The sequence below is a fragment of the Streptomyces sp. NPDC001889 genome, assembly GCF_053594535.1.
The window spans coordinates 252,693-266,803 of record NZ_JBSFER010000009.1 but is presented as its reverse complement, the minus strand read 5'-3'; the positions used below and the strand labels follow the sequence as shown (position 1 = coordinate 266,803).

General features: G+C 75.4%; 10 protein-coding genes. 5 read left to right on the top strand and 5 right to left on the bottom strand.

The window, feature by feature from the left end; translation table 11 throughout:
• Positions 1-6: 6 nt before the first annotated feature.
• The 4 genes from ACWCRA_RS12800 to argC are packed head-to-tail and all read right to left on the bottom strand — an operon-like array spanning position 7 to position 4,329.
• Positions 7-1,209 carry an acetylornithine transaminase gene (locus tag ACWCRA_RS12800; protein WP_351556284.1) on the bottom strand — a complete coding sequence of 401 codons (1,203 nt, stop codon included), beginning with the start codon at positions 1,207-1,209 and terminating at the stop codon, positions 7-9.
• Positions 1,206-2,162 (bottom strand): acetylglutamate kinase, encoded by a 957-nt coding sequence (argB, locus tag ACWCRA_RS12795; RefSeq protein ID WP_451067428.1) that lies wholly within the window; start codon positions 2,160-2,162, stop codon positions 1,206-1,208. Before argB ends, ACWCRA_RS12800 begins: the two co-directional genes overlap by 4 nt.
• Positions 2,159-3,310 (bottom strand): bifunctional glutamate N-acetyltransferase/amino-acid acetyltransferase ArgJ, encoded by a 1,152-nt coding sequence (gene argJ / locus ACWCRA_RS12790; RefSeq protein WP_451067427.1) that lies wholly within the window; start codon positions 3,308-3,310, stop codon positions 2,159-2,161. Before argJ ends, argB begins: the two co-directional genes overlap by 4 nt.
• The gene (gene argC, locus ACWCRA_RS12785; RefSeq protein WP_451067437.1) at positions 3,307-4,329 is read right to left on the bottom strand and encodes an N-acetyl-gamma-glutamyl-phosphate reductase; all 1,023 of its coding nucleotides are present in this window, start codon (positions 4,327-4,329) and stop codon (positions 3,307-3,309) included. Before argC ends, argJ begins: the two co-directional genes overlap by 4 nt.
• A gap of 659 nt (positions 4,330-4,988) precedes the next feature.
• On the opposite strand from argC, the gene ACWCRA_RS12780 reads away from it, so the two are divergent.
• The 5 genes from ACWCRA_RS12780 to ACWCRA_RS12760 all read left to right on the top strand — a co-directional run bounded on the left by ACWCRA_RS12780 (position 4,989) and on the right by ACWCRA_RS12760 (position 12,893).
• Entirely contained in the window at positions 4,989-5,792 is an 804-nt protein-coding gene (locus tag ACWCRA_RS12780; protein ID WP_351556278.1) for a type 1 glutamine amidotransferase, read from the top strand.
• A 207-nt stretch (positions 5,793-5,999) separates the two neighbouring features.
• The gene (gene lanKC / locus ACWCRA_RS12775; protein ID WP_451067426.1) at positions 6,000-8,609 is read left to right on the top strand and encodes a class III lanthionine synthetase LanKC; all 2,610 of its coding nucleotides are present in this window, start codon (positions 6,000-6,002) and stop codon (positions 8,607-8,609) included.
• 30 nt (positions 8,610-8,639) lie between these two features.
• Positions 8,640-8,771 (top strand): SapB/AmfS family lanthipeptide, encoded by a 132-nt coding sequence (locus ACWCRA_RS12770; RefSeq protein WP_351556272.1) that lies wholly within the window; start codon positions 8,640-8,642, stop codon positions 8,769-8,771.
• A 136-nt stretch (positions 8,772-8,907) separates the two neighbouring features.
• The gene (locus tag ACWCRA_RS12765; RefSeq protein WP_451067425.1) at positions 8,908-11,112 is read left to right on the top strand and encodes an ATP-binding cassette domain-containing protein; all 2,205 of its coding nucleotides are present in this window, start codon (positions 8,908-8,910) and stop codon (positions 11,110-11,112) included.
• Entirely contained in the window at positions 11,109-12,893 is a 1,785-nt protein-coding gene (locus ACWCRA_RS12760; protein ID WP_451067424.1) for an ATP-binding cassette domain-containing protein, read from the top strand. Before ACWCRA_RS12765 ends, ACWCRA_RS12760 begins: the two co-directional genes overlap by 4 nt.
• Before the next feature lie 59 nt (positions 12,894-12,952).
• Here the strand turns inward: ACWCRA_RS12760 and ACWCRA_RS12755 are convergent, their stop codons facing one another.
• Positions 12,953-13,561 (bottom strand): response regulator transcription factor, encoded by a 609-nt coding sequence (locus ACWCRA_RS12755; RefSeq protein ID WP_351556266.1) that lies wholly within the window; start codon positions 13,559-13,561, stop codon positions 12,953-12,955.
• Between the last annotated feature and the right edge of the window lie 550 nt (positions 13,562-14,111).

Genomic DNA, 14,111 nt, shown 5'->3' with positions numbered 1-14,111 from the left:
CGTGGATCAGCCGAGCATGCGGGGCAGCGCCGCGAGAAACGCGTCGGCCTCCTCCTCGGTGAGCGTCAGTGCCGGCGCGAGCCGCACGGTCTCCGGTCCGGTGGCGTTCACCAGGAACCCCGCCCGCTGGGCGTCCCGCTGGACCCGGGCGGCGACGGGCCCGGTGAGGACGAGGGCGAGCAGCAGCCCCTCGCCCCGCACCCGGCTCACCGCCGGATGCCCCGCCCGCTCGATTCCGCGCCGCAGCCGCCTCCCGAGCCGCCGTGCCCGGTCGAGCAGTCCCTCGTCCTCGATGGTGTCCAGGACGGCGAGCGCGGCGGCGCAGGCCACCGGGTTGCCGCCGAAGGTGGAGCCGTGCTGACCCGGGGTCAGCAGCCCGGCGGCCGGACCGAAGGCGAGCGTCGCGCCGATCGGCAGCCCGCCGCCGAGCCCCTTCGCCAGGGTCACCACATCGGGCTCGATCAGCGGGTCCGCCCGGTGGGCGAACCAGTGGCCCGTGCGGCCCGTGCCGGTCTGGACCTCGTCCAGCATCAGCAGCGCGCCGGCGGCGCGGGTGATCTCCCGGGCCGCGCGGAGATAGCCGGCGGGCGCGGGGATCACCCCGGCCTCGCCCTGGACCGGTTCGAGCAGGACCGCCGCCGTCTCGCCGGTGACGGCGGCCCGCAGCGCGGCCGTGTCCCCGAACGGCACATGGACCACCCCGCCGGGGAGCGGGAGGAACGGGTCCCGCTTGCCCGGCTGTCCGGTCAGCGCCAGCGCGCCCATGGTGCGGCCGTGGAAACCGCCATCGGCGGCGACGACCCGGGTCCGACCGGTCCGCCGGGCGATCTTGAAGGCGGCCTCGTTGGCCTCCGCGCCGGAATTGGCGAGGAAGACCCGGCCCGGCCGGTCGCCGCAGAGCCGCAGCAGCCGCTCCGCGAGGGCCACCGGCGGCTCGGCCGCGTACAGATTGGAGACATGGCCCAGCCGGGCGATCTGCTCGCTCACCGCGCGCACCACCGCGGGGTGGGCGTGGCCGAGCGCGTTCACCGCGATCCCGCCGGTGAGGTCGAGATACGCGGTGCCGTCCGCGTCCCACACGGTGCGGCCCGCGCCGCGCACCAGCGCCAGCGGGGGAGTGCCGTAGGTGTCCATCATCACCGCCCGCCAGCGGTCGGTGAGCCGGGCGCCGCCGGAAGGGGCGGGTGCCGGTGCCGCTCCGGGGGTCATCGGCCGGTCCGTTCCGCCGCGACGGCCCGGTGCCGGAGGTCCGGCACCACGGTCGTGCCGGTGTGGTCGTCGGCGAAGACCTCCAGCAGCAGCGCGTGCGGCACCCGTCCGTCCAGGACGTGCGCCATCCGCACCCCGCCGTCGCGCACGGCCCGCAGACACCCCTCCATCTTGGGCACCATTCCGCTCGCGAGACCGGGCAGCAGCTTCTCCAGCTCGCTCACGGTCAGCCGCCCGATCACCTCGGTGCTGTGCGGCCAGTCGGCGTACAGCCCCTCCACATCGGTGAGCATCACCAGCTTCTCGGCGTCGAGCGCGACCGCCAGCGCCGAGGCCGCCAGATCGGCGTTGATGTTGTAGATCTGCCCGTCCGCGCCGCGCGCCACCGGGGAGACGACCGGGATGCGGCCCCGGTCCAGCAGCGCCCTCAGCAGCTCCGGATCGACCCGGACCACCTCGCCGACCAGGCCGATGTCCACCGGCTCGCCGTCCACCCACGCCGGGCGGCGCACCGCCGTCATGGTGTGCGCGTCCTCGCCGGTGAGGCCGGCGGCGAACGGGCCGTGCGCGTTGATCAGGCCGACGATCTCGCGCTGGACGCGACCGGCCAGCACCATCCGTACGACGTCCATGATCTCGGGGGTGGTCACCCGCAGCCCGGCCGCGAACTCGACCTCCAGATCCAGCCGGTTCAGCAGGGCGCTGATCTGCGGCCCGCCGCCGTGGACGACGACCGGGCGCAGACCCGCGTACCGCAGCGAGACGACGTCCTGGGCGAAGGCCCGCTTCAGCTCCTCGTCCACCATCGCGTTGCCGCCGAACTTGACGACGACGACCCGGTCGCGGAAGGTCTCCAGCCAGGGCAGCGCCTCGATCACCGTGCGGGCGCGGCCGGTGCGCGGCCCGGGTGCCGGGGACAGCGGCTTCGCGGGGTCGGCTCTTCGGGCGCTCATGAGCTGTACGCGCTGTTCTCGTGCACGTACTCGGCGGTCAGGTCGTTGGTCCAGACGGACGCGGACTCCCGGCCCGCGCGCAGGTCGACGGTGACGGTGACGTGCCGGCCGGAGAGGTCCGCCAGCCTCCTCGGCTCGCCCTCCGCGCCGTCCCGGCACACCCACACCCCGTTGATGGCCACATCGAGCAGATCGGGGTCGAAGACGGCGTCCGTCGTGCCGATCGCCGACAGCACCCGGCCCCAGTTGGGGTCCTCGCCGTGCAGCGCGCACTTGAGCAGATTGTTCCGGGCCACCGAGCGGCCCACCGTCACCGCGTCCCGTTCGGAGGCCGCGCCGACCACCTCGACGGTGATCTCCTTGGACGCGCCCTCGGCGTCGGCGACCAGTTGCCGCGCCAGGTCCCGGCAGACCGTGTGGACGGCCCGGGCCAGCTCCGCCGGCTCCGGGGTGACGCCCGACGCGCCGGAGGCCAGCAGCAGCACGGTGTCGTTGGTCGACATGCAGCCGTCGGAGTCGACCCGGTCGAAGGTGGTGCGGACGGCCTCCCGCAGCGCCGGGTCCAGGACGGCGGGGGACGCCTCGGCGTCGGTGGTGAGCACCACCAGCATCGTGGCGAGTCCCGGCGCGAGCATGCCGGCGCCCTTGGCCATGCCGCCGACGGTCCAGCCGTCGCCCGCGAACCGGGCCGTCTTGGGTACGGAGTCGGTGGTCAGGATGGCCTCGGCCGCGTCGGGGCCGCCGTCCGGGGAGAGCCGCGCCGCGGCGGTGGCGATCCCGGCGGAGTACGCCTCCATCGGCAGCCGGGTCCCGATCAGCCCGGTGGAGCACACCGCCACCTCATCGGCGGCGGTGCCCAGCGCACGGGCCGTCAGCTCGGCCCCGGTGCGGGTGTCCTCGGCGCCCGGGCGTCCCGTGCAGGCGTTGGCGCCACCGGAGTTGAGGACGACGGCGCGGACGCTGCCGTCCGCGAGCACCCGGCGGGACCAGCGCACCGGGGCCGCCTGGACCCGGTTGGAGGTGAACACCCCGGCCGCCGCGAACGACGGGCCGCTGTTCACCACCAGCGCCAGATCCGGCGCGCCGGACTCCTTGATCCCGGCGGCGATCCCGCTCGCGCGGAACCCCCCGGCGGCGGTCACGCTCATGGTGCCACTCCGTTCATGGGCAGGCCCAGGGTCTCCGGCAGGCCCAGGGCGATGTTCATGGACTGCACCGCACCGCCCGCGGTGCCCTTGGTGAGGTTGTCGATCGCGCTCACGGCGACGAGCCGGCGGGCGGACTCGTCCAGCGCGATCTGCACCTGGGCGGTGTTGGAGCCCAGCACGGCGGCGGTGGAGGGCCACCGGCCCTCGGGCAGCAGATGGACGAAGGGCTCGTCGGCGAAGGCCTTCTCGTACGCCGCGCGCACCTCGCGCACCCCGTCCCGCACCCGGGCCGAGCAGGTGGCGAGGATGCCTCGGGGCATCGGCGCGAGCGTGGGGGTGAAGGAGACGGTGACGCGCTCGCCGGCGGCGGCGGAGAGGTTCTGCGCCAGTTCGGGGGTGTGCCGGTGGCCGCCGCCCACGCCGTAGGGGGTCATCGAGCCCATCACCTCGGAGCCGAGCAGACGGGGCCCGGCCGCCCGGCCCGCGCCCGAGGTGCCGCTCGCGGCGACGATCACCGCGTCGGGCTCCAGCAGCCCGGCGGCGAAGCCGGGGAAGAGGGCGAGGGTGACGGCGGTGGGGTAGCAGCCGGGGACCGCGATCCGGCGGGTGCCGCGCAGGGTCGCGCGGGCGCCGGGGAGTTCCGGCAGGCCGTAGGGCCAGGTGCCGGCGTGCGGCGAGCCGTAGAAGGTCTCCCAGGCGCGGGGGTCCCGCAGCCGGAAGTCGGCTCCGCAGTCCACCACGAGCGTGTGCTCGCCGAGTTGTGCGGCGAGGGCGCCGGACTGCCCGTGCGGCAGCGCCAGGAAGACGACATCGTGCCCGGCCAGGGATTCGGCCGAGGTCTCGACGAGCAACCGGTTGTGGAGGGAGCCCAGTTGGGGCTGGACGGCGCTGAGGGGGCGGCCCGCGCTGCTGTGGCCGGTGAGGGCGCCGATCTCCACCTCGGGGTGGGCGGCCAGCAGCCGGAGGATCTCACCTCCGGCGTATCCGCTCGCGCCTGCTACAGCCACGCCGAAGGTCATCTCGGGCATCTTCTCTTTCGATCGCTGGTGACACGCAGTGAGCGAGCACCCCGCCGACAGGAACTTAGCTTAGCCTAACCTAAGGATCGCTCCAGGTGGGGAGAGTGTGACCGAACGCGCTACCGAACTGTTCGAACCCTGCCCGATGATGGCCGTGTTGACCGGTACGCCCCCGTCGCCCGGGGCCCGGGACACCGGCGGGACGCACCAGGGCGGCCCGCACCGAACACGGAGGCGGATCACCCATGACGATGCCCCGGCGCGTCCCACCACCTCGGCCGCGGCCCCTTCCCGCGCCCCCGGCCGGATCGCCCCCGTGCCCGCGGGGCACGACCCCGTTCCGCCCGCCGGTCCCCACCCCGCCGGGAACGCCTTCCGGCAGCGTGCCGGGTGCGCCGGCGCCGGTCGCCGCTTCGGGGCACCCGCCGGTCACCATCCCGCCGGGCACGACCCCGCCGGGCGCGCCTTCCGGCGCCGTGCGGGGTGCGTCGGCGCCGGTTGCCACGCCGGTGGGTACGGCCCGGGCGGAGGCGCCGCCGGAGGGCGTGCCGGGGGCGGGTGGCTTTCCGGTGGGCGGTCTTCCCCGGGGGGCCGTCGTGGTGGAGGCGGTCCCGGCCGGGCGGAACGCGGTGGCGGAACCTTCGACTCCGCTTCCGTGCGTGCTCGTGGTGCAGCACGAGGACGGGACCGGCCCCGGGCTGGTCGGAGAGGTGCTGCGGCGGACCGGGGTGCGGACCGCCGTCCACCACCCCTGGCGCGGGGAACCGCTGCCCGCCTCCCTCGCCGGGTACGGCGGACTTCTCGTGCTCGGCGGCGCGGCGAACTGCGACGACGAGACGGCGGCGCCCTGGATACCGGCGGTCCGGTCACTCGTGCGCGAGGCCGTCCGGCACCGCGTCCCCCTGCTCGGGATCTGCCTCGGCGGCCAGATCATGGCCTCCGCGCTCGGCGGCACCGTCACGGCCCGCGGCCGGGTTCCCGAGGTGGGCGCCGTGCCCCTGCGCAGACTGCCCGGGGCCGCCGCAGACCCGGTTCTCGGCCGGGTGCCCGACGGGGCGCCCGCCGCCCAGTGGCACTGGGACGAGATCACCGCACTGCCCCCGGGCGCGGTCCCGCTGCTGACCGGGGACGACTGCGCCCACCAGGCGTTCCGGGTGGGCGAGCGGGCCTGGGGCGTCCAGTTCCACCCCGAGGTCCTCGCCGCCCAGGTCGCCGACTGGGCCCGCTCCGACGGCCCGGCGGTCGCGGCGGCCGGCGGCGACCCCGAGGGCGCCGTCGCCTCCGTCCGCGCGGCGGAACCCGCGCTCCGCGCGGTCTGGAGCCGGGCCTCCGCCGCCTGGGCCGCCCTCGTCCACGAGTCCGCCGAGGGCGCGGAACACGCCGAGGGCACAGAGTTCGCCGAGTTCGCCGAATCCGCCGATCCGGCCCGGTGCGCCGGGCCCGCCGGGCGGCCGTCCCTCTGACCAACCGGCGGATGCCGTTCGCAGGCCCCCGCCGTGCGCGTGTGCTCCCCGCACGGGAACGACGCAGGACAACGGCGTGCGCCGGGTGTGCGATTCGCACGCCCGGGCGCACGCCGGAGTGGTGACAGCGACGACTGTCCCGCCGTCCCGGGCCATGACAGTTTCCTCTCGTATCCACTCCACAGCGAGCCGAGAGAGGGAGCACGGGTGAACCCTGAGTACGCCGCGTACACCCAGGCGGACCGCGACTTCTACGACGCCCCCCACCGCGCCCGGCGCGGCGGCACCGGCGACGAGCAGTCGCAGTACGCCCCGGCTCGTACCCCCGCCCCCGAGGGGTGGGAGACATCCCGGCGCGGCGACTGGCTCTCGTACACCCCGCTCGGACTCCAGCTGCCGCCCCAGGGCTGGAAGATTCATGTCTCGGCCGGACTCGACAACGCCGAATCGATCCTGCAACGGGTCTCCGCGTACTGCGTCCCCCGGCGCCTCGCGTTCAAGTTCGTCCCCGGCCCCGGCCTGCTCCTGCTGCGCAACGCCAAGTACGCCGACCGCGCCGGCAGCGGCAAGTTCATCACCGTCTACCCGCACTCCGAGGAGACCTTCCCCGAGGTCTGCACCGACCTCGTGGAACTGCTGGCGGACGAGCACGGGCCCACCATCCTCAGCGATCTGCGCTGCGGCGACAGCCCGGTGCACGTCCGGTACGGCGCGTTCGCCGCGAGGTACTGCGCGGGCCCCGACGGCCGGCTCGTGCCCGCCGTGGCCGACCCCGGCGGCACCCTGGTGCCCGACCCGCGCGGCCCGTCGCTGAAGATCCCCGACTGGGTGACACCCCCCGCCGTCCTCGGACCGTATCTGGCCGCCCGCTCCGCCGTGAGCATGCAGGACCTGCCGTACGAGGTCCTGGGCGCCCTCCACTTCTCCAACGGCGGCGGCGTCTACAAGGCCCGGGACACCCGGACCGGCGAGACCGTGGTGCTCAAGGAGGCCCGGCCGTACGCGGGACTGGCCGCCGACGGCGCCGACGCGGTCGCCCGGCTGGAGCGCGAGCGCGTCGCGCTGGAGCAGCTCGCCGGACTCGACTGCGTACCGGAGGTGCGCGGCACCTTCCAGGTGGGCGATCACCACTTCCTGGTGCTGGAGCACATCCCCGGCACCACCCTCAACACCGTCTTCGCCCGCCGCTTCCCGCTGACCGCCGCCGTCCCCGCCGCCGAACGGCTCGCCGAGCACACCGACTGGGCGCGCGGGATGTACGGCCGGGTGGAGCGCGCCGTCGAGCGGGTGCACGCCCGGGGCATCGTCATCAGCGATCTGCACATGAGCAATGTGATGGTCTCCGACGACGGGAACCGTGTCGTCCTCCTCGACTTCGAGGCCGCTTCCCAGGCCGCCGAGGAGCGCCGCCAGATCGTGGCCAACCCGGCCTTTGTCGCCCCGCCGGACCGCCGTGGCACCGCCATCGACCGGTACGCCCTGGCCTGTCTGCGCCTCGCCCTCTTCCTCCCGCTCACCACCCTCTTCGCCATCGACCGCCACGGCGCGGCCCGGCTCGCCCGGGACATCGCCCGCGTCTACCCGGTGACCGCCGAGGAGTTGCGCCCCGCGGTGGAGGAGATCCTGCGCGGCGCCCCGGAGCCCGCAGCGGCACCGGCCGGGGGCACGGTCCCGGAGCCCGGGGAGTGGCCGCTCGCCCGCGACTCCATGGCCCGCGCCATCGCCGCCTCCCGCACCCCCGACCGCGAGGACCGATGTTTTCCGGGCGACATCGCCCAGTTCGCCAACCCGGCCGGCGGCCAGTGTTTCGGCTACGGAGCGGCGGGAGTGCTGTACGCGCTCCACGAGACGGGAGCGCCGCCCTGTCCCGAAGCCGTGGAATGGCTCCTGGCCCGGATCAAGGACCCCGCGTCCGGCACCCCGGTCGGTTTCTACGACGGCCTCGCCGGCATCGCCTGGACCCTGCACCGCCTCGGCCACACGGCCCCCGCCGCCGAACTGGCCGATCTGATCGTCCGCCAGCCGCTCGACGGCCTCGGCTCCGATCTGCACGGCGGCCACGCCGGGATCGCCCTCGCCCTCGCCGACCTGGCCGACGCCATCGGCGGCACCGAGGCCACCGCGCTGCGCCGGGCCGCCGAACAGTGCACCGCACTCGCCGCCCGCGCCCTCGTGCACGGCCCGCCGTCCCCCCGCACCGGGCTGCTCCGCGGCGCCACCGGCCTCGCGCTCCTCTTCGTCCGCCGCTACGAGTCCACCGGCGACCCCGCGCTGCTCGACCTGGCCGCCACCGCGCTCCGGCGCGATCTGGCCCGCTGCAGGACCGGCGCCGAGGGCGCGCTCCTGGTGGTCGAGGAGAAGCGGACCATGCCCTATCTGGGCGCGGGCAGCGCCGGACTCGCGATGGTGCTGGACGAGTATCTGGCCCACCGGCCGGACGAGTCCTTCGAGACCGCGCGCCAGGAGATCCAGCCGGGGCTGCGCTCCGCCTTCTACGTCCAGTCCGGACTCTTCCGGGGGGTGGCGGGACTCGTTCTGCACCTGGCCCGCACCCCGCTCGGCGACCCGGCCGAACGGCAGCGGGCCATCGACCGCCACACCGCCCTCATCGGCCGGCTGGCCACGCCCTTCGCGGGCGAACTGGCCTTCCCCGGAGAGCAGTTGATGCGCCGGTCCATGGACCTGGCCACCGGCACCGCCGGTGTCCTCCTCGCTCTCGGCAGCGCACACCGGCCCGACCGGGTGTCCCTGCCGTTCCTCTCGCTCCGCGAGAGGCCCACGACCCGGCCCCATCCAGGGGCCGTGCACCACCCATGAGCACATTCGTCCCCACGGAAGGAAATCATCATGGCGCTTCTCGACCTTCAGGCTCTGGAGACCCCGGCGGACGAGGCGTACGGCGACCTCGAAGGCGGCAGCCAGGTCAGCCTGCTGGCCTGTGAGTACAGCTCGCTGAGCATCGTCCTCTGCACCCCGTGACACCAGGGCCGAGGGGCTGACCGGTGAACAACCGCACCGGGCCGCCCCTCGGCCACCGCGCCGGTCCCGGGCCGCTTCGGCCGCCCGGGACCGGTCGCGTGGGCCGGTGCCCGGCCGAGACCGGAAGGAATCCAGTGTGACGAGCAGTCCGCCCCTGGTGAAGTCCTCCCCGCCACGGGCGGCCTCCCTCCGGACGACTCCGGGCGCCGGCCGCCTCTCGCTGGCGGCCGTCGTCGTCTGCTCCACCGGCGCCGCGCTCGCCGCCCTCGCGCTGCCCGCCGCGCTCGGCGCGACCGTCGACGACCTGCTGACCCGGCGCCAGATCCCCTGGTCCGGGCTGCTGCTGTGCGCGGCGCTGACCGCCGCGGAAGTCGCCCTCGACGCGCTCGTCGCCCTCCTCGGCGGCTCCACCACCGCGACCCTCACCGCCCGGCTGCGGACCACCCTCGTCGACCGGGTCGTACGCGCCGAACCCCGCCACGGCCAGGCCGTGGCCTCCGGCGATCTGACCACCCGGCTCACCGCCAACGCCGCTGACGCCGCCACCGTCGCGGTCACGGCCGCCACCGCCGCGTCCGTGGTGCTGCTGCCGCTCGGCGCGGCGGTCGCCCTCTTCCTCATCGACCCCTGGGCCGCTGTCGCGCTGCTCGTCGGCGCCCCCGCCTTCGTCCTGCTGCTGCGCACCCTCATCCGCCGCACGGCCGATGTCTCCGCCGACTACCAGCGCGAGCAGGCCCTGATCGCCACCCGGCTCACCGAGGTGCTGGACGGGATCGACACCGTACGGGCGGCCCGCACCGCGACCTCCGAGCACGCCCGGATCACCGAGCCGCTCTCCGCCCTCTCCGGGCACGGCCACCGCACCTGGCGCATCCACGGACGGGCCGTCGGCGCGAGCGCCGTGCTGCTGCCGCTGCTCACCGTGCTGGTGCTGGCCGTCGCCGGGCTGCGGATGTCGACCGGGGCGATCAGCGTGGGCGACCTCTTCGCCGTCTCCCGCTACGCCGTGCTCGCCGTCGGTCTCGGCGCGCTGACCGGCGCGTTCGCCGCGATCTCCCGGGGCCGCACCGCGGCCCGCCGGCTGGAGCCGCTGCTGGATCTGCCCGCCGTGCCCCACTCCTCCCGCACCCTGCCGCCCGGCGGCCCGGGGACGGTTGAGCTGTGCGGCATCGAGGTCGTACGGGACGGCAGGCGGCTGTTGCGCGGGGTGAGCCTCACCGTGCCCGGCGGCAGCTCGCTGGCCGTGGTGGGACGGTCGGGTTCGGGCAAGTCCCTGCTGGCGGCGGTGGCCGGGCGGCTCACCGACCCCGACGCGGGCACGGTCACCCTGGACGGGGTGCCCCTGGACGGGGTCGACCCGGTGCGGCTGCGGGACGAGATCGCCTTCGCGTTCGCCCGGCCCGCGCTGCTCGGCACCACCGTCGAGGACACCATCGCCTTCGGTGCCACAGAGCCGCCCCCGGCCACGGTCCACGAGGCCGCCCGGGCCGCCTCCGCCGACGGATTCATCGCCCTGCTGCCGCTCGGCTACCGGACCCCGCTGGAGCGGGCGCCCCTCTCGGGCGGCGAGTGCCAGCGCCTCGGCCTCGCCCGGGCCTTCGCGCACCGGGGCCGGCTGCTGATCCTCGACGACGCCACCTCCAGCCTCGACACCATCACCGAGGCCCACGTCCAGCGCGCCCTGGCCCGCCACACGGGCACCGGCACGACGATCGTCGTCGCCCACCGCGTCTCGACGGCCGCCGGGGCCGACCGCGTGGTGTGGCTCGACGACGGCGCGGTGCGCGCCGTCGCCCCCCACGCCGCGCTCTGGCGGGACCCCGCCTACCGCGCGGTCTTCCACACCCCCGCGGACGCCCCCCCGGAAACCCCGAACCCCGGCCCGAACGGCCCCGGCCCGGACGGCCCCGTTCCGCCTCGGGCGCCGGAGGGTTCGGGGCCTGCTGTGCCCGTCCGCCCGGAGGGGCCCGCTCCGGCGCGGGCGCCGGAGACCTCGCCGTCTGTCGCGACTGCTCGTACGGAGGAGATCGTTCCGCCTCGGGCGCCGGACGGTTCGGGACTCGCTGGGCCCGTCCGCCCGGAGGGGCCCTTTCCGGCCCGCGCGCCGGGGACCTCGCCGTTTGCCGCGGCCCCCCGCCCGGACGGGCCCTGTCCGGTCCCGGCGTCCGGGCGGTCTGCCGCGACTGCTCGTGCCGACGGGCCCGCTCCGGCGCGCGCGCTGGAGACCTCGCCGTCTCCCTCAGCCCCCCGCCCGGACGGGCCCACCCCCGGGGCCTCGCGGCACGCGGTGCCGCCCGAGTCCCGGAATGGGGCGCCCGCCGGGCGGGAGGAGGTCCGATGACTGCCGGCGAGGCTCCCCCGGAGCAGCGGCGCACCACCGGTGAGGGCTCGCTGGGGCGGGTGTGGCGTGAGGGGCGGCCGTTTCTGCGCGTGCGGACCGGGGTGATGGTGCGGCTCGGCGGGTGGTCGCTGCTGGAGTTCGCGCAGACCTTCCTGGGCGGCTTCGCCATCGCCACCGCCATCGACCGCGGCTTCCTCGCCGGCTCCCCGGCCACCGGCCTCCTCTGGCTGGCCGTCGCCGCCGTCGCCACCCTCCCGGCCGCGCTCGCGACCCGGGGCATCTTCGGCCGGCTGGCGGATCTGGTGGAGCCGCTGCGCGACGGCCTCGTCCGCCGCGCCGCCGCCCGCGCCATCGGCACCGCGCTCGGCGGCCCGGGCGCCGCCACCACCACCCGCTCGGTCTCGCAGGTCACCCACCAGAGCGAGATCGCCCGCGACGGCTGGGCCGGCCTGGTGCTCTCGCTCCGCTCCTTCGTCTTCACCTCCGCCGGAGCCCTCGCCGGTCTCGCCGTCCTCTCGCCGAGGCTCCTCCTGGTGGTCCTGCCGCCGCTCCTCCTCGGCCTCGGGCTCTTCCTCGCCACGCTCATCCCCATGGCGGCCCGCCAACGGGCCTATCTCACCGCCGATGAGACCTTCGCCGCCCACGCGGGACAGACCGCGTCCGCGCTCCGGGACATCGCCGCCGCGGGCGCCGCCGGGCGGACCGTCGACCGGGCTGCCCTGCTCGCCGGCGAACAGGCCGTCGAGGCCCGTGCCCTGGCCCGCTGGGCGGCCGTGCGGATCGTCGCGCTCGGCGTCTGCGGCCGGGTTCCTCCGCTGGTCCTGCTGCTCGCCGCGCCCTGGCTGATGCGCCACGGCCTCACCAGCGGCGCGCTGGTGGGCGCGTTCACCTATCTGACGTACTCCCTGGCCCCCGCCCTGCACGCCCTGCTGACCGTGCTCGGCACCGCCGGAGGGCGGCTGGTGGTGGTGCTCGACCGCTTCACCGGGGCCGCGCCCCTGCCGCCCGCGCCCGGCGCGGACCCCCGCCGGGCCCCCGCGCCCCGCCCCGCCCCGGTGGTCCCCACCGCCGAGCTGCGGGCCGTCAGCTTCGCCTACGGCCCCGCCGCCCGCCCGGTGCTCGACCGGCTCGACCTCACGCTCCGGAGCGAGAGCCGGCTCGCCGTCGTCGGCCCGAGCGGCAGCGGCAAGTCCACCCTCGCGGCCGTACTCGCCGGGGTGGCCGCGCCCACCGGCGGCGAGGTGCGCTGGCTCGGCCGCCCCGCGACCGAGGTGGAACCCACCTCCGTACGCACCCTCCTCCCGCAGCAGCCCTATGTCTTCACCGGCACAATCCGCGACAATCTGCGCTATCTGCGCCCCGCCGCCCGCGACCCGGAGATCTCCGCGACCGTCGCCGCGATCGGCCTCCACGAACTGCTGGAGCGGCTCGGCGGGCTCGACGCGCCGCTCGACCCCCGGCTGCTCTCCCAGGGCGAGCGCCAACTCGTCGCCCTGGGACGGGCCCATCTGACCACCGCGCCCCTGCTCATCCTGGACGAGGCCACCAGCCATCTGGACCCCGTCGCCGAGGCCCGCGCCGAGTGCGCGCTCGCCGAGCGAGCGGGAGCCCTGGTGGTGATCGCCCACCGGCTCACCTCGGCGGCCCGCGCCGACCGGGTGCTGGTGATGGACGGCACCCGCACGGTCTGCGGCACCCCCGCCGAACTCCTCGCGGAATCAGCGCTCTACCGCGATCTGACCGGCCACTGGTCCGGTTCCGGTTCCGGTGCGTCCCGCTGACCGGGCGGCGCGCCCTCCCGGCCCGGCCCGCTCCCGCCGCCGCGCCGGCCCGCCCGGGCCTACAGCCAGCCGAACTCCCGCGAGAGTCTTATCGCGTCGAGCCGGTTCCGCGCCCCGGTCTTGCGGATCGCGGCGGCCAGATAGTTCCGCACGGTACCGCTGGCCAGATGCAGCACGCTGGCAATGGACGACACGGACTCCCCCTCCGCCGCCAGAGCCAGCACGCGTAACTCCCGTGCGGAGAGCGGCACCTCACTGGCCTGGAGCAGACCGAAGGCCAGCGACTGATCGATATGGCGCCCACCGGACGCGACCTTCCGCACCACCTCGCAGAAGTTGTCCACGGGGCCGAACTTGTCGATGTAACCTCTGGCCCCCGCGTCGGAGGCGCGGCGCAGATCCCCGGCCCGGTCGCCGCGGGCGAGCACGACCAGCGCGGTGCCGCCCCGGCCCGACGGCTGCCGTAACGACTCGACGAGCGTCAGCACTTCCACGGAATCCGGACAGTCGAGATCGGTGACCAGTATGTCGGCCGGGCACTCCTCCATGGCGGCACGCACTCCGCCCTTGTCCGTGGTGCGCACTCGGAAGCTCTGATCCTTGCTCAGCAGGCAGGCAAGCGAGGCGCGCCACAGGGACACCCCGTGCACCAACAGAACCGTCGTCATGGACCGCTCCTCTGACTTTCTTCAACGGCTGTCTTCACGAGCTCTCTCAACGGTCTTGTATCCAGCAAATGTTCTGTGTGCAACTACCACCAGTTCACCGCAGAAGGTCCGGGTTTCACTGACGAACTGCCTAATACCCCTGACAGGCGGACGTGAGGGGGGCGTGCGAAGGCACGCGCTCACCTCCTGTGCGCCTCTGTTGACCATGCTCCGCTTCCACGCGCGGGTTTAGCAGGGGAGTGCCGGAAGTGCCGGAAGTGCTGTACGCCCCGGGGGTACGATCTCCGGTTCGGACCGGCTCCGCCCCTCGGTGGGCCGGGCTCTCCGACGGAGCGGCGGACCGGCGGGGAAGCGTCTTCCCTGTGGCGGCGGAAGCAGTCACCCCGGGCCGGTTCCGCCCGCGGCCCGCCGCCACCTGTTCGTATGAAGATCCCGGCCCACCGGCCCCGCCGGGCCCGGGCCGCCGCCTCCGGGGCGGCAGGGTGGCGGCCATGCAAGATCCCCGCGCCTACGCCCTCGCCTTCCCCGCTCCGGCACCCCGCCCCACCGG